Genomic DNA, 16,917 nt, shown 5'->3' with positions numbered 1-16,917 from the left:
TCAACCGCACTGTTGAAATGCGTCCTGCTCTCCTGTGGGCGACGCCATGGCGAGCGCTTGTCGCCGGCGCCTTTGCTATTATTATTCCGCCAATTCCAAACCCGTACCCGTGCATGCCACACCCGGCAGTTTCACGGACCTTCTGAAATCACCAGGCGACAGAACTTTCATGAAACTTGGATTCATCGGCACCGGCGCACTCTCCTCGGCGATCGTCACCGGCCTCAAGACGCTTCCCGGCGAGATCACCACCGTCGTCCTTTCGCCGCGCAACGAAGAGATCGCTGCGGGCCTTGCCGCCCGCTTTCCTGACGTGACTGTCGCTGCCGACAATCAGGCGGTGCTCGACGCCTCAGACACGGTCATGCTCGGCGTCCGGCCGCAAATCGCCCGCGACGTGCTGCCGACCTTGCGCTTTCGCCCGGATCACCATGTCGTCAGCCTGATCGCGACCTTCTCCTGCGCCGAGATCGCCGCCATGGTCGGCCAAGTGAAGCGGGTGACCAAGGCCTTGCCAATGCCGATGATCGCGATCCGCCAGGGCCCGACGATCATCTTCCCGCCGGATCCGGATATGGCGGCGTTTTTCGGCCGGCTCGGCACGGCGATCGAAGTAACAAGCGAGAGCGAATTCGATGCGCTAAGTGTGGCGACCGCCACCTATGCCAGCTACTTCAAGTACCTGGAAACGATCCATAGCTGGCTAAAGGACAACGGCGTCGACGAAGCGAAGGGCCGCGCGTATATCGCCAGCCTGTTTGGCGCGCTCGGCCAGGCGCCGGAAACGACCCCGGACGCGAGCTTCGCGCATCTGGCGCAGGACTACGCGACACGCGGCGGCATCAATGAGCAGGTGCTGCGGGAGTTGACGGAGCACGGCACCTTCGAAAAATTCAGGGAAAGTCTCGGCGGCATCCACCGGCGGATTACCGCAGCGTCGTGAGCCACTGGCGCAACGGAAAAGCCCCTCATCCGGCCTGCCGGCCACCTTTCTCCCCGCAAGCGGGGCGGAGGAAATTCGCGGCACCCACTCCGCCAACAATAAACACCACGATTTCCGCCTCGCTGCGGCTCCGCTCGGCGAAACTAAGATCGGGGCACGTCCCCTCTCCCCGCCTGCGTGGAGAGGATTAGGGTGAGGGGCAATCCGGTTTGCAAGGACTCCGGCTAGCCTCGTCCACCGATGCTGACCGAAGCGCAGCGGCTTACGTGAGCGCTCGCCCCTGCAACGAAAAATAAGCTCTTCCTAATCCCTATATCTGCGCTACCCTGCGTTACATCTCAGTGCGCGACGGCTGCGTCTTGGGACGGGAGGCGCCAGTGAAAATCCTCGACTATCTGCCCTACGCCATCGGCTGCGCCGCCGGGCTGCTGCTGTCGCTGGTCGTCGGCGCGGTCTGCAGCCTCTCGGATGACGTGAAGATGGTCGAATCCGTCGCCCTCGTCGTGCTCGGTGGCGGTGTCGCCGAATGGTACTGGAACCAGTTAAGCCGGCGGTAACGGGCAAGCCTTCATAACTCGGCCCTGTTCATCCGCGGGGCCGCCATGACCGACATCGCCAGCCAAAATCAAGCCGCAGGCGGACGCCCCGGCCGCGTCGTCGTGGTGACCGCGGGCGGCGAGAACCCCTGGATCATGATCAACGCGTTCTCCGCGCATTTCGCCGACGTTGCAGTCGTCGAGGAGCAGCCGGAATCGAAGGGCCTGTTCCTGCGCCGCCGCGCACACAAGCTCGGCTGGCTGACGGCGCTGGGGCAGCTTGCGACCATGATCGCCTCGCGCTTCGGCAAGCGTTTTACCCGCAAGCGCGCGGACGAGATCTTCGCGACTTACAGGGTCTCGGGAAAACCCGATCCGTCGATCCCGGTCAAATCCATCGCCTCCATCAACGACACGGACGCCATCGCCCAAGTGCGCGCGCTCAAACCCGATGTCGTCTTCCTCATCAGCTGCCGCATGCTGAAGGCCGAAACACTGACCGCCATCCCCTGCCCGGTCCTCAACTTCCACGCCGGCATCAACCCGGCCTATCGCGGCCTGATGGGCGGTTACTGGGCGCGGGCCAACAACGACCTCGAAAACTTCGGAGCGACCGTGCATCTGGTCGATGCGGGCGTCGATACCGGCGGCGTGCTCTACCAGTCGCGCCAGAAGCCTGCCCCTCACGATACGATGCACACCTATCCGCTGCTGCAGACGGCGGCTTCCACGGATATTGCGATTGCCGCCGTCGGCGATGCGCTCGCCGGAAAGCTGCAGGTCATCGATGTCGCAGGCCCGTCACGGCAATGGTATCATCCGCCGATCTGGACCTGGATATGGAACGGCCTGAAGCGCGGCATCTGGTAGGCTGACAAGCCGCCCCTTACCTCCTTCCGACATCGGCTAAAAGCCTGAAACTGCGGGTAATCCGTGCCGATGGTTCCTGGCTGCAACAAGCGCCTCAACTGCGACTTGCGCATCACCGCCAAGACGTCTGATATGGCATCCGCGCCAGCGTCGTTTTTGGACATATCCGACGTCGTGGCGAGATGAGCCCGGACGCCGGTACATGCGCATTGTCGCAGAACGAGGAGAACAACACCCCATGGCAGATCGCATTATCGTCTACTGGCGCGACATTCCGGCTCAGGTCATCATTAAGAAGGGCCGCACGACGGCGAAGCGCGAGCTGTCTCTGCGCTTCACCGAAGCGATCGACATGTGCGCCATGCGCACCGGTGCGGCTGAAACCGACGACTACCTCGCCGAATGGCGCAAGGCCGATCCGGTGCCGGTCTCCGACGATCTGGAAACGGAAGCCGACCAGGCCGCCGCCGAGCTCGAAGCCGCCTATGACCGCGAACGCCTCGTCGCCCTCGTCAAAGCCGGAGGCCGCGACAATGGCTGACGCCAAACCGCCGAGCGAGCCGAAGGTCATGAAGGGCAACGCCGCCCCGGCCGCCAAGGCCGCAACCGGCGCGTTTACGCCGTCTGGCGTTTCGCCGAGCCGCCGCTCGCGCCACAAATATACGGTCCGCCTCTGGGCGGTCCGCAACTCCCGCTTCCTCGAATGGTTCTACCACCGCTTCGCCGATCTGTTCCTGCTGCTTCACCCGCTGTGGAACGCCATCGGTTATGGCCGGGTCGAGCGTCCGGTGACCTTCGTCGAGCGCCACGTGAAAGGCTTCCTCTTCGACTGTCGCATGTGCGGCCAGTGCGCGCTGTCCTCGACCGGCATGTCCTGCCCGATGAACTGTCCGAAGCAGCTGCGCAACGGCCCCTGCGGCGGCGTGCGCGCCAACGGCAATTGCGAGGTCGAGCCGGACATGCCCTGCGTCTGGGTGCAGGCCTGGAAGGGCTCGCAGAACATGGAGAAGGGCAACGCCATCATGAACGTGCAGAAGCCGGTCAACCAGTCGCTGCGCGAAACCTCGTCCTGGCTGCGCGTGACGGCGGAAGCCGCAGCGCGCCGTGAAGCGGCATCCAAGGAAGGCCAGGCATGAGCCCCGACATCAATCCCTTCGATCCCGGCGCGCCGCTCGAGCCCCTGCCCGGCCATTCCTCCCGCGGCCGTCTTGAGCGGGTTTTGCGCCGCGGCGAGTTCGCCGTCACCGCCGAACTCAACCCGCCTGACAGTGCAAACCCGCAGGACGTCTACGAGCGCGCCGCGATCTTCGACGGCTGGGTCGACGGCATCAACGCGGTCGATGCCTCCGGCGCCAACTGCCACATGTCCTCGGTCGGCATCTGCGCCCTTTTGACCCGCATGGGCTACGCCCCGATTATGCAGATCGCCTGCCGCGACAAGAACCGCATCGCCATCCAGGGCGACGTGCTCGGCGCCTCCGCCATGGGCGTGCAGAACATCATGTGCCTGACCGGCGACGGCGTGCAGGCCGGCGACCAGCCAGGCGCCAAGCCCGTCTTCGACCTCGACTGCATGTCGCTGCTCGAAACCGTCCGCATCATGCGCGACAACTCGAAGTTCCTTTCCGGCCGCAAGCTGACGACACCGCCGCAGGTATTCCTCGGCGCTGCGATCAACCCCTTTGCCCCGCCTTACGATTTCCGCCCCTATCGTCTCGCCAAGAAGATCGAGGCCGGCGCGCAGTTCGTCCAGAGCCAGTACTGCTTCGACGTGCCGATGTTCCGCGAATACATGAAGAAGGTGCGCGACCTCGGTCTGCACGAGAAGTGCTATATCCTCGTCGGCGTCGGGCCGATGGCATCGGCCAAGACCGCCCGCTGGATCCGCTCCAACGTGCCGGGCATCCATATTCCGGACAGCGTGATTACCCGCCTTGAGGGCGCGCAGGACCAGAAGAAGGAAGGCAAGCAGCTCTGCATCGACATCATCAACGAGGTGAAGGAGATCGAAGGCGTCTCCGGCATTCACGTCATGGCCTACCGCCAGGAAGAATATGTCGCAGAAATCGTGCATGAATCGGGCGTCCTGAAGGGCCGCCGCCCCTGGAAGCACGAGACGCTGCCGGAGGATGCGATGGTTGCCGAGCGCCTGGAGCACATTCGCGAGGGCAAGGAAGAAAACCAGCAACAGATGGCCGAAGCCGCGGCCCATCACCCGCACTGACCGCAGACAAACTGGCGCCGGCCACAAGGCGCCTATCATCGACTTCACGGGCGTGATTACATAGACGCCAAATGACAAAGGACCCTGCATGACCCGGACCATCGTCGCTTCCGCCACCCGCGAGATCATCATCGGCTTCGACCAGCCGTTCTGCGTCATCGGCGAACGCATCAACCCGACCGGCCGCAAGAAGCTGGCCGCCGAAATGATCGAGGGCAACTTCGACACCGTCATCAAGGACGCGCTGGAACAGGTCGCCGCCGGTGCGACGATGCTCGACGTCAACGCCGGCGTGACCGCCGTCAACCCGAACGAGACCGAGCCGCCGCTCTTGGTCAAGACACTCGAAATCGTCCAGGGCCTCGTCGACGTGCCGTTGTCGATCGACAGTTCGGTGACGGCCGCGATCGAGGCGGCACTGCGCGTCGCCAAGGGCCGCCCGCTGGTCAACTCCGTGACCGGCGAAGAGGAAAAGCTCGAAGCGATCCTGCCGCTCTGCAAGAAGTATGACGTTCCGGTCGTTGCCATCTCCAACGACGAAACCGGCATTTCCGAAGATCCGGACGTGCGTTTTGCCGTCGCCAAGAAGATCGTCGAGCGCGCCGCCGACTTCGGCATCAAGCCGCACGACATCGTCGTCGACCCGCTGGTCATGCCGATCGGCGCCATGGGCACCGCCGGCCAGCAGGTCTTCGCACTTCTGCGGCGTCTGCGCGAAGAGTTGAAGGTCAACACCACCTGCGGCCTGTCCAACATCTCCTTCGGCCTGCCGCACCGCCACGGCATCAATGCCGGCTTCATTCCGATGGTCATCGGCGCCGGCATGACGTCGGCGATCATGAACCCCTGCCGCCCGCAGGAAATGGAAGCCGTGCGTGCGGCAAACGTGCTGAACGGCACCGACCCGAACTGCACCCACTGGATCAAGACCTACCGCGACCACAAGCCGGCCGAAGGTGGCCACGTGGTTGCGGCAGCACCAGTGGCAGCCGCCGGTGGCGGACGTCGCGGTGGCCGCGCGGCCCGCACGGGTGGTGCGGCTGCCAGCGAGTAGTTCCTGGATCGGCGCTGATACGCTCGAGGGAGAAGGACGATGAGAAGCCAGTTGCGCCTCCTTGCCGTCGTTCTCCCTCTGGTCGTTATCGCCAGGTACACACTGTTTGACGATGCGGCCGAGTTTCAGCGGTTCTACGCCGCGCTCCGCACCTATGGTGCGCCCGTGATCATCGTGACGGCTGCCGTACTTGGAACAATAATGATCGCCACCGTCACCAGGAAGGTCTATCTCGGTCCGCAGGAGCAGGTGATCAAGGCTTGCCTCTGGGGCAGTTCGGCCGTGCTGGCCGCGACTCTTGCCTATACATTCGCAGTCGTAAAACTTGCCGGGGCGCCGTAGCAACGCACGTCGGTTCATCCATCCGCCAACGCAAAGTGGAGATCACCATGACACGCAGCCTACGCCTGGATGCCGCCACCCTCTGGTTCGAGGCCCCCTTCGTCATCGCCGTCCGACTGCAGGAGATGCAGATGGCGGCGCTCACCGGCAAGACCCAGGACGTGACCGAGCTTCATCGCATGGTCTCCGAGAAGATCGCCGCCACGGCCGAAAGCGTCATGGCCGTGAACATGGCCCTTTGGAAGGCCGCCTTCGACAACACCTTGCGCCTGATGACCGGCGGCACGGCGTCTGGCCACGGAACGGCGATTGCGTCCGCAGCCCTCAGGCCCTATGGCAAGCGCGTGCGCAGCAACGCCCGGCGGCTGTCGCGCAAGTAAGCCTGACGCGCCGCCGTGCCCCACGCCTAACTGTTTGAAACAGAAGCTTCCATGTCGGGATTGGACAACTGTCGGGCATTGTTCCGGTGCAGTCTGAAGCCGTTTACCCGTGCTTCGCTTGACCCATTGAAGCGGACCTGACGAAAGACCACAGAGCATGCGCATTGAAGGTACCTCCGAGATCGAGACCAACATGACCGAAGCCGCGCAAAAGGACCCTCTCGTGCTGTTCATGCCTTCGGGCAAGCGCGGCCGCTTCCCGGTCGGCACGCCGGTTCTCGATGCGGCGCGCAAGCTCGGCGTCTATGTCGAAAGCGTGTGCGGCGGGCGCGCCACCTGCGGACGCTGTCAGATCGTGGTGCAGGAAGGCAACTTCGCCAAGCACAAGATCGTCTCGTCCAACGACCACATTTCTGAAAAGGGCGCCAAGGAAGATCGCTACGAGAAGATCCGCGGCCTGCCCGACGGCCGCCGCCTCTCCTGTTCCGCCCAGATCCTCGGCGATCTCGTCATCGACGTGCCGCAGGATACCGTCATCAACGCCCAGGTCGTGCGCAAGGCCGCAACCGACCGGGTGATCGAGCGCAACGCCGCCGTTCAGCTCTGCTATGTCGAGGTGGACGAGCCCGACATGCACAAGCCGCTCGGCGATCTCGACCGGCTGAAGGTGATGCTGGAGAAGGACTGGGGCTGGAAGGATCTGCTGATTGCGCCGCACCTGATCCCGCAAGTGCAAGGCATCCTGCGCAAGGGCAACTGGGCCGTCACCGCTGCCATCCACCGCGACATGGATAGTTCGCGCCCCTTCATCGTCGGCCTGTGGCCGGGCCTCAAGAACGAGGCCTACGGCGTTGCCTGTGACATCGGCTCGACGACGATCGCCATGCATCTGGTGTCGCTGCTCTCGGGTCGCATCGCCGCCTCGTCCGGCGCCTCCAACCCGCAGATCCGGTTCGGCGAGGACCTGATGAGCCGCGTCTCCTATGTGATGATGAATCCTGATGGCCGCGAGGCGATGACCAAGGCCGTGCGCGAGGCGGTCAATGGTCTCATCGGCAAGGTCTGCGCCGAGGGTGAAGTCGACCGCCACGACATTCTCGACATGGTCTTCGTCGCGAACCCGATCATGCACCACCTCTTCCTCGGCATCGACCCGACGGAACTCGGCCAGGCGCCGTTCGCGCTCGCCGTGTCAGGCGCGCTGCAATATTGGGCGCATGAGATCGATATCGACGTCAACCGCGGCGCGCGCCTCTACATGCTGCCCTGCATCGCCGGCCATGTGGGCGCTGATGCGGCGGGAGCAACCCTCGCCGAGGGGCCCTATCGCCAGGACAAGATGATGCTGCTCGTCGATGTCGGCACCAATGCCGAAATCGTGCTCGGCAACAAGGACCGCGTCGTCGCCGCTTCCTCGCCCACGGGCCCGGCCTTCGAAGGTGCGGAAATTTCGTCGGGCCAGCGCGCCGCCCCCGGCGCGATCGAGCGCGTGCGCATCGATCCCGTAACGCTGGAGCCGCGCTTCCGCGTCATCGGCGTCGAAAAATGGTCTGACGAGGAAGGCTTTGCCGAGGCGGCCGCATCAGTCGGCGTCACCGGCATCTGCGGCTCGGCGATCATCGAGATCGTCGCCGAGATGTATCTTTCCGGCATCATCTCCGAGGACGGTGTCGTCGATGGAGCCATGGCGGCAAAAAGCCCGCGCATCATCCCGAACGGCCGCACCTTCTCCTACCTCCTGCACGAGGGTGAGCAGCGCATCACCGTGACGCAGAACGACATCCGCGCCATCCAGCTCGCCAAGGCAGCGCTCTATGCCGGCATCAAGCTGCTCATGGAAAAGCAGGGCGTCGACCACGTCGACACCATCCGCTTTGCCGGCGCCTTCGGCTCCTTCATCGATCCCAAATATGCGATGGTGCTGGGCCTCATCCCGGACTGCGATCTCGACGACGTAAAGGCCGTCGGCAACGCCGCCGGTACCGGCGCACTGATGGCGCTCTTGAACCGCGGCCACCGCCGCGAGATCGAGCAAACTGTCAGCAAAATCGAGAAGATAGAGACGGCGCTTGAATCAAAATTTCAGGAGCATTTCGTCAACGCCATGGCGATGCCGAACAAGGTCGACAGCTTCCCGAAGCTTTCGACCGTGGTCACCTTGCCGGAGCGCAAGGTGAGTAGCGATGACGGTGAAGGCGGCGGACGGCGGCGGAGGAGGAGCCGGGAGTAGTCCGGTAACCATTCCGAGCTCTCACAAGTCTCTGACGTGTCGAAATACGACAACCGCCGTATGTCTTCGTTCTCACAGCAGGTCTACGCCGAGGTTGGCGCGCTTTTGCGCGTGCTTTGAACCAAGGAGAGACCAATGAAAATCATCATCGCAGTCGCGGCATCGCTCGCATTTGCCGGCTCCGCCTTCGCAGCGAGTTCGCTGGGGGCCGCTGAAAATCAGCCGACCGCCAAAGCCATTGAAGCAATAGAGTTGGCGGGCGGTAGCGGGAAACCCAACACGACGCCGGGCACGGGCAGGTCCAACCTCACGCGCGGCAAAACATCGTACTTTGGTTGACGCAAACGAAGGGCGGCACCAGCCGCCCTCTCGCCATGAACGTGGCGGCCGACCGCACAAGCGAAAGTCCTCGTTTGGTCGCGCATCGGGCTATTATGCTGTTTGGTGAATGTGGACACTGGAGATTTCAGCTTGCCTTAATTCCGGCGGCGGGCGACGGTCTGATGAAACCTATTCCTTAAACTGGCATCCAGAACCCATGAACGACAAAATTCTCGATACCCTGACCGGCATGTACTTCACAGTCGACGATCCCGATGGCACCTATGGCACCGGTCAGATCATCCGGCTTGCCGCCGAGGGGATCTACTTCATTCGCTACGACGGCAACGAGGTGGAATTGCCGATGGAGCTCGTTTCGATCGGCGAAATGCTGCAGACCACCGAAGAAGACTACAAGCTCTGGCGGTTCTTCGACACGACCGAGGAACGGGACAAGTGGATCGAGTGGCTGGACGCCCCCTCGAAGCCGCGCGTCGTCTCGCTGGTGCGGCCGACGCCTGCTCCGACGAAATAGGGCATCGTTGGAAGGTGACCGGGGCGGCTTTGCCGCGCCGGATTGGGCTTGGCGCGGTGGCTGCCGCGCCTCCCTCAAGGCTGGATCGAGGAAGGTTTTCTTAAGCCCTTCCATGAACCGACCATAGTCCGGCCGGAACAGGGCATAGGCGGTGGCTGCGGCATCGAACCAGTTTCTGGTCCCGACTTCAGCGGCCACCGGAAGCCTCCTTCTCCTGACGATGGGGGCGGCCCTTCAGGCGGCTCGCGAACCCTTCCCGCTCCAGCGCCGCCCCGAGCGCCTGTAGCACCGCAAGAACCGGATATCCGATTTCCAGCTCGAGGCTCCGGATCGCCAGGAATGTCATCTGCCGGTGCGGCTCCAGAGTTGTCAGGAGCGCGACGCCCTTTTTCGTCAGCCGCAGGCCGGTCTTCCTGCCGTCGCCGAGGCCGCGCCGGGCAAGGAGCCCGCCCTTCAGGCACCCTGATCGACGCGTTCGCTGACATATCGCAGGAGTTCGCCGAGGTGCCGAGGTCTGGCACTGGCAAACACCCAGGGGCTCTCCCTCACCGAAATGGCCTAACCCATTTGGATCATGACGAAATCAGCGAATGATCCTATAGGCCTAGACGGCCGTTCACCGCCCTTTGTGTTATGCTTTAAGGGAGGGAGTAGATCCATGGCACCCACACGATCCGATGTTTCCGAACGCGTAAAGGCGATCCTCGTCGAGCTGCTCGGCGTGAAGGCTTCCGAAGTGAAAGACGATGCCGAGATCGAAGAGGATCTGGGCGCCGACTCGCTCGAAGTGTCTCAATTGGCGATGTTGGTGGAGGAAGAGTTCGAGATCTATCTGACCGACGACTCTGTCGAAAAGCTCGTCACGGTCGGCGACCTGATCGACTTTGTGCTCGCGTCGAAAACGCTGAAGTGATCATCCGGCAATAAAAAAGGCCGGGGCGAAACCGCACCGACCTTCCTCACCATCGCTCTTACACCAGTGCCAGTACATCCGTGGTCAAAAGTCTAAAGCGACGCGACAGTTGCGAGCGGCGAACACATTCAGCGCTCATAAGCAAATGTCGACAGATGGGCTTATACGAAGCGATTGTGTTCGAAAGATGTCCACACGCGCTGCGCGTCGCTATTAAATAAACAGCCCTGCCAACCGCCTCGCAAGCGCGCGAGGAAGCGCCGGGCATTCCAAACACAGAAAGCACCGCGCGTTCGACGGAACGCGCGGTGCTTTGGTTGAGAGGGCGAACCGACCCGCATTACTGCGGCGTCAGGTCGAAGCCGAACCACTTCTCCGACAGGCGCTTGATGGTACCATCGGCCTTGGCAGCGGCAATTGCGTCGTCGAACAGCGCCTTCAATTCGGGGTCGCTCTTGCGCAGGCCAACGGAGCTGCCGGCGCCGAGAAAGCCGCCCTGGAAGCGGGGGCCGGTGATGACCATGTCGCTGTTGGCGGGCTTTTCGACGGTCGTCTTCAGGTAGCCCATGGACGCCATGACGAAATCGACGCGGCCGGCGACGAGATCGAGATCGTGCTGCTCGGTCGTCTTGTATTCGCGCACCTCGACGACGTCCTTCAGATATTCGTCGATGAAGCGCGCCGCGATCGAGGCGGTCTGGACGCCGATGGTCTTGCCTTCGATCAGCGGCTTCAGCTCGTCGACCGCCTTGCGCGCGCCGGCCTCGTTGGAGGCAAGCGAGAAGAGCTCGCCCTTCATCGGCAGCGTTTCGAGATCACCGCCCTTCAGCGTCGCGAAGGCCTGGCCGGTGCTGCCGTAGGACATCGAGAAGTCGATGACTTCCTTGCGCTTCTCGGTGGCCGACATGCCGGCCATGATCGCGTCGAACTTGCCGGCGTTGAGCGCTGGGATTATGCCATCGAAGGACTGCGCGATGACGGTGCATTCGACCTTCATGTGGTCGCAGAGGATCTTGCTGAGCTCGATCTCGTAGCCGTCGAGCGTGCCGTCCGCCTTGGTCAGGTTATAGGGCGGAAAGGCACCTTCGGTGGCGATCGTCACCTTCGTCCATTTCTTGTCTTCGGCCTGCGCCGGCATGGACATCAGCCCCGCGGCAACGGCAAGTGCCGATGCCATGATTGCGGTGGTCTTTTTCATTGCAGCATTCCCCTTTTGTGGATGTTGATTGCTTTGTTTTTCGGCCCGCCGATCACGACAGGCTTCAACTCTTGATGAACTGGCGGAAGCGTTCGGACTTCGAATGGGTGAAGACCTCGTGCGGCGGCCCCTCCTCCTCGATCGTGCCCTTGTGTACGAAGACGACGCGGCTCGAGACGTCGCGGGCAAAGCCCATCTCGTGGGTGACGACCAGCATGGTGCGCCCCTCCTCCGCCAGACCGCGCATGACGCGCAGCACCTCGCCGACCAGTTCCGGGTCGAGCGCCGAGGTCGGTTCGTCGAAGAGCATCGCCTTCGGGCGCATGGCAAGCGCACGGGCGATCGCGGCGCGCTGCTGCTGGCCGCCGGAGAGATGCGAGGGATAACGGTTGCGCTTGTCGGCGATGCCGACCTTGGCAAGCAGGGCTTCGGCCTCCTCGATCGCCTCGACGCGCGGGCGCTTCAGCACATGCACCGGCGCCTCGATGACGTTTTCAAGCACGGTCTTGTGGGACCAGAGATTGAAGCTCTGAAACACCATGCCGAGTTCGGAGCGGATGCGGTCCACCTGTTTCTGGTCGGCCGGGCGGCTGCGCCCATCGTTCGATGTCTTCAGCCGGATCGCCTCGCCGGCGACCTCGATCGTGCCCGAATTCGGAACCTCCAGCATGTTGATGCAGCGAAGCAGCGTCGACTTGCCGGAGCCGGAGGATCCGAGGATGGAAATCACCTCGCCCTCGCGCGCGTCGAGCGACACGCCTTTCAGCACCTCGACCGGGCCGAAACTCTTGTGAAGGTCGTGCACGCGGATCGCGACCGGTGCGGTGACGGCGGCGGACATGTTCAATGGGCTTCTCCCTTGAGTTCGGCGGAGATCGGCAATGGCGCGCGCAGCTGCGGGTTAAACCGGTGTTCGGCAAACGCAACGAGCCGGGTCAGCGCGAAGTTGATGGCGAGATAGATGAGACCGGCGACGACGAAGACCTCGATCACCCGGTAGCTCTCCGAGATCAGCTTGGCGGCGACGCCGGTGATTTCCATCAGCGTGATGATCGAGGCGAGCGAGGTCGCCTTGACCATGGAGATCATCTCGTTGCCGTAACCGGGCAGTGCCTGGCGCAGCGCCTGCGGCATGACGATGCGGCGAAAGATCATGAAGCGTCCCATGCCGCAGGCCCGCGCTGCCTCGACCTGGCCGTGCGGAACCGAAAGGAGGCCGCCGCGGATGATTTCGCTCGCATAGGCGGCCGTGTTCAGCATCAGCGCCAGCACGGCGCACCAGTAGGGTTCGCGCAGAAGCGGCCAGAAGATGCTGTGGCGGACGGCGGGAAACTGGCTGAGGCCGTAATAGATCAGGAAGATCTGCACGAGCAGCGGCGTTCCGCGAAACAGGAACACGTAAGTGCGGGCAAAGAGATCGAGCGCAAGAATGCCCGACAGACGGGAGAGCGCCAGCCCAAGAGCCAGCACCGAGCCGAGCGCGATCGATGTCGCGGCAAGCTCCAGCGTCAGCGGCAGCGCCGCCGCCAAGCTCCAGAAGGTTTCGAGGGCAAATTTGATATCCATCAGCCCCTCCTGACGCCGCGCGAGAACCGGCGCTCGGTAACCTGAAGAACGAGGCCCGACACGGTCGAAATCGCGAGATAGATCATGGCTGCGATGAAGAAGAAGTCGAAGGGACGGCTGGTCGATCCGGCGCCGATCTGCGCCTGACGCAAGAGTTCGACGACACCCGTGACCGAGACCAGTGCTGACTCCTTCAACACCACCTGCCAGACATTGCCGAGACCGGGCAGCGCATAACGCAGCGTCAAGGGTGCAATGATGCGGCGAAACTTGAGGAGCCGGCCCATGCCGCAGGCGGTTGCCGCCTCCAACTCGCCCGGATGCACGGCGCGGAAGGCGCCGCGATAGACCTCGGTCTGCTGGGCGCCTGAGGTGATGCCGACCGCAAGCGCGCCGGCGATGAAACCGGGGAAGCTGACGAAACCCTCCGCACCGAACAATTGGCCGACGGCCGTCACCACGGCGCTGCCGCCGAAATAGAAGAGATAGATGACCAGGAGGTCGGGAATGCCGCGAAGGACAGTCGTGTAGGCCTCGGCGCATCCACGGACGACCGGGCCGCCGGAGATCTTCGCCCAGGCGCCGAAGGTGCCGATGAGGCCGCCGATCGCAAAACCGGCAATCGCGATCAGGATCGTCATCCAGGCGCCGGCGGCAAGCGCCGGCCCCCAGCCGTCCGGCCCGAAGCTGATGATGTCGAGGAAACCGGGCTCAGTCATCGCAGCGCCTCCCTTCGCTTGTCGATCGATGACTTAACCATGGCTCACCCCGGGGATCGGCGGGTCGACATCGTCAGGAATGGGATTGACGAAGGGCGTGCCCTCGAGCCGCGAGGCATGGTCGGCCTTGGCGGCGGCAATGAGCGCGGGATCGAGGATGAGCTCCACCGCCGTGCTCGCCATCACCTTGGCCGCGTGCTCCATGCCCTTGTGGGCAGCCGGCAGCTTGCCTTGCGCCACCAGCTGCCAGGAATGGCCGGGCGTGCCGATCGCGTAGGTCGCGCCGCGCATCTGCACGGTCGGCACCACCCAGCTCACCGTTCCGACATCGGTGGAGCCGACAAGCGTGCCGGCGCCGTTTTCCGGCGGAAAGATCGTGTCGCAGAGCGAAACGCCCCGTCGCAGCTTGAGCCCGAAACGCTCGAAGGCAGAGGCGATTTCCTCGCCGGTAAAGGTCTCCTGGAACGTTGCCGCCGTCCGCCGATCATCCTCGTCGAACTGCGGCGGTCCCAGATGCTCAAGCTGGCGGTGCATCAGCGCTTCGAGCGGGGTGTTTCCGACGAGGTTGGCGTCGCCGCTGACGATCTCGTCCGTGACCGTGGTGCCCGTCATCAGCGCCGCGCCCTTGGCAACGCTGCGGACACGTTCCACGAGATCGAGCAGTTCCGGCAGGCTGCGGGCGCGCACGAGATAGCGCGCCTTGGCGCGGGCCTGCACCACGTTCGGCGCGTTGCCGCCGGTGTCCGTCACCGCATAGTGGATGCGCGCCGACGATGGCATGTGTTCGCGAAGATAGTTGACGCCGACATTCATCAGTTCGAGCGCATCGAGCGCGCTGCGGCCGAGATGGGGAGCAGCCGATGCATGCGACGCCCGGCCGCTGAAGCGGAAGTCGAGCTCGTTGCAGGCAAGCGAAATGGGGTTGTTGACGCCGGCAAAGGGTGCGGGGTGCCAGGAAATCGCGATATCGACATCGTCGAACACGCCAGCGCGCACCATGAAGCCCTTGGACGAGCCGCCCTCTTCCGCCGGGCACCCGTAATAGCGCACCCGCCCCTTGATGCCGCTGGCCGTGAGGTAATCCTTGACGGCGGTCGCCGCCATCATCGCGCCGGCGCCGAGCAGATTGTGGCCGCAGCCATGGCCATTGCCGCCGTCGACCAGAGGCCGCTCCTCGGCAATGCCGGCCTCCTGGCTGAGGCCCGGCAGCGCATCGAACTCGCCGAGAATGGCGATAACCGGTCCGCCCTCGCCCGCCTCGCCCATCACCGCCGTCGGCATGCCGGCGATGCCGCGCGATACGCGAAAGCCCTCGGCCTCCAGCAGTGCGGCGTGTTCGGCCGACGAGGAAAACTCCTCGTAGTTGGTTTCCGGCGTATCCCAGACCCGGTCGCTGAGCACGAAGAACCGCTCGCGCTTGGCTTCGAGGAGGTCCCAGACGGCATCGGCATTTTTCATCGTTTCTTGACTTCCGCAACAATAGTAACCAGCATTGGCGCCAATTTATGATAACATTTTTGGATACACAAGAGGGTCCTGAAACATTTCGAGCGATGTGCACAACGGCGAGAGGCAGGCAGGGAACGCCGCTCTCCCGCATTGAATTGTTCAGGACGGCATCATAGTTTCTCCAAAAATGGAGCCAATTCCGCTGCGGCGGGCGATGCGAGGCACGGCCGGGGACCTGGGACATGCACCAGCAACGTGCGTCAGAGGCCGGTGACAGGCGGAAAGAGAGTGTAAGGCAGGAATGAGCGACGATCTGACGGAAATGCTGGCGCCCGAGGAAAAGCCCGGGGACAAGAAGGACGTTACCGACCTCCTGCTGCACGACATTCTGACCGGGACCCTGCCGGCCGGCGCCTGGCTGAAGCAGATCGACCTGGAGCGCCGCTACGACTGCACGCGGCCGGAGGTGCGCCGGGCGCTCGACCGGCTGTCGCAGCGCAGGCTGGTGCAGCACAATCCCAACCGCGGCTACCAGGTCTATGAACTCGACGACCAGCGCACGCAGGAAATCAGCGATATCCGCGTGATTCTCGAAACCGGCGTCGCCGACCGCATGGTTGCCAATGCAACGCCCGCCACCATCGCCGAACTGAGGCAACTCGCCCGGCAGTTCGACGAGATGTCGTTTCGCGGCTCCATCATGGAGCACTATGACGCCAACCTCGCCTTCCACCGCGCCCTTCTCATGCTCTCGGGCAATTCCGAACTCGTCGACGTCGTTGCCGAAATCCGCCAGCGCACCGTATCGGCCCCGGTATCGCAATGGCGCACCCGCGCCCGCATCGAGCAATCGGCCCGCGAGCACCACCTGATGGTCGACGCGCTGGAAGCCCGGGATCTGCCCGAACTGAAACGGCTGATCGAAATCCACATCCGCCAGGCACCGATCAAGGTGTGAGCGAACCCTCGTCGCTCAAGGGCGAAAGTTATCCGCCAAAGAGGATCGTCACCGCCACCAGAACCGCGCCGATCGCAGCCATCGCAAAGGCCATCGGCCAGGGGCTTCGGCCCATGTAGCGGCCGAGGCGCGCGCCGATGACGAAGAGCATGACGAGCGCAATGGCGTTGGAGGCGCGCATGGCGAGCGCGACATTGTCCGTCAGCAGGAAGGGAATGCTTGGCGGCAACGTCGAGGCGACGACCAGCAGAAAGATCGCGACGGCTGCCTTAAGGTCGTGTGCGGTCACAACCCGGTGCCGGGGGTCGGCGGAGAGCGCCCTCACCCGGACAAGCAGCGCTTCCGTTTCCTTGGGCGAAGAGACGCGGCGCACATCGTCCGGCAGGCTTTCGAGAAACAGTTCGCGGGCGCGATCGAGCCGCTCAGACCTGAGCCTGTCGAGAAAACCGCGCCGTCGCACACGCTCCACCACCGTCGTCAGCACATACATGACGCCGTCGACGATGCCCCAGGCGATGTTGCAGCCGAGGGCGGCGACGAGCACGGCATTGACGCCGCCCTCGCCGGCCGTGACCGTGCTCATGGTTCCCGTGAAGGACAGCGCCATCAAGAGGCCGAAGATGATCTCCGACAGGCGGTCGATCGGATCGAGGACGCGCGACCGTTCACTCATGGCCGG

At 63.6% G+C, this 16,917-nt stretch carries 21 protein-coding genes; 14 read left to right on the top strand and 7 right to left on the bottom strand.

The annotated features are described in order from the left end of the window. Positions 1-169 precede the first annotated feature (169 nt). From IB272_RS08410 to IB272_RS08355, 12 genes are all read left to right on the top strand, one after another. Positions 170-943: a pyrroline-5-carboxylate reductase gene (locus IB272_RS08410; protein ID WP_034788187.1), complete on the top strand. Its 774-nt coding sequence runs from the start codon at positions 170-172 to the stop codon at positions 941-943. Between the two features lie 377 nt (positions 944-1,320). Further along, positions 1,321-1,500, top strand: a complete 180-nt coding sequence (locus IB272_RS08405) for a hypothetical protein (RefSeq protein ID WP_034788185.1) — start codon at positions 1,321-1,323, stop codon at positions 1,498-1,500. A gap of 45 nt (positions 1,501-1,545) precedes the next feature. Further along, a complete protein-coding gene (locus IB272_RS08400) occupies positions 1,546-2,349 on the top strand; it encodes a formyl transferase (RefSeq protein WP_060584870.1) in 804 nt (267 codons plus the stop codon). Between the two features lie 238 nt (positions 2,350-2,587). Next, positions 2,588-2,890 (top strand): virulence factor, encoded by a 303-nt coding sequence (locus IB272_RS08395; protein ID WP_060520592.1) that lies wholly within the window; start codon positions 2,588-2,590, stop codon positions 2,888-2,890. Further along, a complete protein-coding gene (locus IB272_RS08390; RefSeq protein ID WP_034788176.1) occupies positions 2,883-3,485 on the top strand; it encodes a methylenetetrahydrofolate reductase C-terminal domain-containing protein in 603 nt (200 codons plus the stop codon). Before IB272_RS08395 ends, IB272_RS08390 begins: the two co-directional genes overlap by 8 nt. Continuing rightward, the gene (locus IB272_RS08385) at positions 3,482-4,573 is read left to right on the top strand and encodes a methylenetetrahydrofolate reductase (RefSeq protein WP_034788174.1); all 1,092 of its coding nucleotides are present in this window, start codon (positions 3,482-3,484) and stop codon (positions 4,571-4,573) included. The genes IB272_RS08390 and IB272_RS08385 overlap by 4 nt, the downstream gene beginning before the upstream one ends. An 88-nt stretch (positions 4,574-4,661) precedes the next feature. Then, a complete protein-coding gene (locus IB272_RS08380; RefSeq protein ID WP_034788171.1) occupies positions 4,662-5,627 on the top strand; it encodes a methyltetrahydrofolate cobalamin methyltransferase in 966 nt (321 codons plus the stop codon). Between the two features lie 39 nt (positions 5,628-5,666). Beyond that, a complete protein-coding gene (locus IB272_RS08375; protein ID WP_034788169.1) occupies positions 5,667-5,969 on the top strand; it encodes a hypothetical protein in 303 nt (100 codons plus the stop codon). 47 nt (positions 5,970-6,016) lie between these two features. Then, positions 6,017-6,349 carry a hypothetical protein gene (locus tag IB272_RS08370; RefSeq protein ID WP_060584867.1) on the top strand — a complete coding sequence of 111 codons (333 nt, stop codon included), beginning with the start codon at positions 6,017-6,019 and terminating at the stop codon, positions 6,347-6,349. Positions 6,350-6,506: 157 nt separating this feature from the next. Continuing rightward, positions 6,507-8,579: an ASKHA domain-containing protein gene (locus tag IB272_RS08365; protein ID WP_051659127.1), complete on the top strand. Its 2,073-nt coding sequence runs from the start codon at positions 6,507-6,509 to the stop codon at positions 8,577-8,579. Positions 8,580-8,714: 135 nt separating this feature from the next. After that, entirely contained in the window at positions 8,715-8,918 is a 204-nt protein-coding gene (locus tag IB272_RS08360; RefSeq protein WP_060584865.1) for a hypothetical protein, read from the top strand. 199 nt (positions 8,919-9,117) lie between these two features. Next, positions 9,118-9,435, top strand: coding sequence for a hypothetical protein (locus tag IB272_RS08355; RefSeq protein ID WP_034788160.1), 318 nt, complete (start codon positions 9,118-9,120; stop codon positions 9,433-9,435). Positions 9,436-9,622: 187 nt separating this feature from the next. Here the strand turns inward: IB272_RS08355 and IB272_RS08350 are convergent, their stop codons facing one another. After that, entirely contained in the window at positions 9,623-9,781 is a 159-nt protein-coding gene (locus IB272_RS08350; RefSeq protein ID WP_162733020.1) for a hypothetical protein, read from the bottom strand. 312 nt (positions 9,782-10,093) lie between these two features. Between IB272_RS08350 and IB272_RS08345 the strand changes: the two genes are divergently transcribed. Next, positions 10,094-10,348, top strand: a complete 255-nt coding sequence (locus IB272_RS08345; RefSeq protein WP_034788158.1) for an acyl carrier protein — start codon at positions 10,094-10,096, stop codon at positions 10,346-10,348. 340 nt (positions 10,349-10,688) lie between these two features. Here the strand turns inward: IB272_RS08345 and IB272_RS08340 are convergent, their stop codons facing one another. The 5 genes from IB272_RS08340 to IB272_RS08320 form a co-directional block, all read right to left on the bottom strand. After that, positions 10,689-11,546 (bottom strand): transporter substrate-binding domain-containing protein, encoded by an 858-nt coding sequence (locus tag IB272_RS08340; RefSeq protein WP_060584863.1) that lies wholly within the window; start codon positions 11,544-11,546, stop codon positions 10,689-10,691. Positions 11,547-11,610: 64 nt separating this feature from the next. After that, the gene (locus IB272_RS08335; RefSeq protein ID WP_060584861.1) at positions 11,611-12,387 is read right to left on the bottom strand and encodes an ATP-binding cassette domain-containing protein; all 777 of its coding nucleotides are present in this window, start codon (positions 12,385-12,387) and stop codon (positions 11,611-11,613) included. Positions 12,388-12,389: 2 nt separating this feature from the next. Continuing rightward, positions 12,390-13,112 (bottom strand): ABC transporter permease, encoded by a 723-nt coding sequence (locus IB272_RS08330; protein ID WP_060584860.1) that lies wholly within the window; start codon positions 13,110-13,112, stop codon positions 12,390-12,392. Then, positions 13,112-13,831, bottom strand: coding sequence for an ABC transporter permease subunit (locus IB272_RS08325; RefSeq protein ID WP_089044217.1), 720 nt, complete (start codon positions 13,829-13,831; stop codon positions 13,112-13,114). The genes IB272_RS08330 and IB272_RS08325 overlap by 1 nt, the downstream gene beginning before the upstream one ends. Before the next feature lie 33 nt (positions 13,832-13,864). Next, positions 13,865-15,289, bottom strand: coding sequence for a M20 family metallopeptidase (locus IB272_RS08320; RefSeq protein ID WP_192444311.1), 1,425 nt, complete (start codon positions 15,287-15,289; stop codon positions 13,865-13,867). Between the two features lie 292 nt (positions 15,290-15,581). On the opposite strand from IB272_RS08320, the gene IB272_RS08315 reads away from it, so the two are divergent. Continuing rightward, positions 15,582-16,238, top strand: coding sequence for a GntR family transcriptional regulator (locus IB272_RS08315; protein ID WP_060584849.1), 657 nt, complete (start codon positions 15,582-15,584; stop codon positions 16,236-16,238). A 28-nt stretch (positions 16,239-16,266) separates the two neighbouring features. Here IB272_RS08315 and IB272_RS08310 read toward each other — a convergent pair whose 3' ends face one another. Then, positions 16,267-16,911 (bottom strand): VIT1/CCC1 transporter family protein, encoded by a 645-nt coding sequence (locus IB272_RS08310; protein ID WP_060520584.1) that lies wholly within the window; start codon positions 16,909-16,911, stop codon positions 16,267-16,269. Positions 16,912-16,917 lie beyond the last annotated feature (6 nt).

Source organism: Ensifer sp. ENS08 (assembly GCF_014852195.1).
GTDB classification, from domain to species: Bacteria; Pseudomonadota; Alphaproteobacteria; order Rhizobiales; family Rhizobiaceae; genus Ensifer; species Ensifer adhaerens.
This window is presented reverse-complemented; position numbering and strand designations above follow the sequence as displayed.

What these genes read in the sequence shown, in the direction of transcription:
- IB272_RS08410 (WP_034788187.1), top strand. Translation starts at nt 170, where the DNA reads ATGAAACTTGGATTCATCGGCACCGGCGCACTCTCCTCGGCGATCGTC.
- IB272_RS08400 (WP_060584870.1), top strand. Translation starts at nt 1,546, where the DNA reads ATGACCGACATCGCCAGCCAAAATCAAGCCGCAGGCGGACGCCCCGGC.
- IB272_RS08395 (WP_060520592.1), top strand. Translation starts at nt 2,588, where the DNA reads ATGGCAGATCGCATTATCGTCTACTGGCGCGACATTCCGGCTCAGGTC.
- IB272_RS08390 (WP_034788176.1), top strand. Translation starts at nt 2,883, where the DNA reads ATGGCTGACGCCAAACCGCCGAGCGAGCCGAAGGTCATGAAGGGCAAC.
- IB272_RS08385 (WP_034788174.1), top strand. Translation starts at nt 3,482, where the DNA reads ATGAGCCCCGACATCAATCCCTTCGATCCCGGCGCGCCGCTCGAGCCC.
- IB272_RS08380 (WP_034788171.1), top strand. Translation starts at nt 4,662, where the DNA reads ATGACCCGGACCATCGTCGCTTCCGCCACCCGCGAGATCATCATCGGC.
- IB272_RS08375 (WP_034788169.1), top strand. Translation starts at nt 5,667, where the DNA reads ATGAGAAGCCAGTTGCGCCTCCTTGCCGTCGTTCTCCCTCTGGTCGTT.
- IB272_RS08370 (WP_060584867.1), top strand. Translation starts at nt 6,017, where the DNA reads ATGACACGCAGCCTACGCCTGGATGCCGCCACCCTCTGGTTCGAGGCC.
- IB272_RS08365 (WP_051659127.1), top strand. Translation starts at nt 6,507, where the DNA reads ATGCGCATTGAAGGTACCTCCGAGATCGAGACCAACATGACCGAAGCC.
- IB272_RS08360 (WP_060584865.1), top strand. Translation starts at nt 8,715, where the DNA reads ATGAAAATCATCATCGCAGTCGCGGCATCGCTCGCATTTGCCGGCTCC.
- IB272_RS08355 (WP_034788160.1), top strand. Translation starts at nt 9,118, where the DNA reads ATGAACGACAAAATTCTCGATACCCTGACCGGCATGTACTTCACAGTC.
- IB272_RS08350 (WP_162733020.1), bottom strand. Translation starts at nt 9,781, where the DNA reads ATGACATTCCTGGCGATCCGGAGCCTCGAGCTGGAAATCGGATATCCG.
- IB272_RS08345 (WP_034788158.1), top strand. Translation starts at nt 10,094, where the DNA reads ATGGCACCCACACGATCCGATGTTTCCGAACGCGTAAAGGCGATCCTC.
- IB272_RS08340 (WP_060584863.1), bottom strand. Translation starts at nt 11,546, where the DNA reads ATGAAAAAGACCACCGCAATCATGGCATCGGCACTTGCCGTTGCCGCG.
- IB272_RS08335 (WP_060584861.1), bottom strand. Translation starts at nt 12,387, where the DNA reads ATGTCCGCCGCCGTCACCGCACCGGTCGCGATCCGCGTGCACGACCTT.
- IB272_RS08330 (WP_060584860.1), bottom strand. Translation starts at nt 13,112, where the DNA reads ATGGATATCAAATTTGCCCTCGAAACCTTCTGGAGCTTGGCGGCGGCG.
- IB272_RS08325 (WP_089044217.1), bottom strand. Translation starts at nt 13,831, where the DNA reads ATGACTGAGCCCGGTTTCCTCGACATCATCAGCTTCGGGCCGGACGGC.
- IB272_RS08320 (WP_192444311.1), bottom strand. Translation starts at nt 15,289, where the DNA reads ATGAAAAATGCCGATGCCGTCTGGGACCTCCTCGAAGCCAAGCGCGAG.
- IB272_RS08315 (WP_060584849.1), top strand. Translation starts at nt 15,582, where the DNA reads ATGAGCGACGATCTGACGGAAATGCTGGCGCCCGAGGAAAAGCCCGGG.
- IB272_RS08310 (WP_060520584.1), bottom strand. Translation starts at nt 16,911, where the DNA reads ATGAGTGAACGGTCGCGCGTCCTCGATCCGATCGACCGCCTGTCGGAG.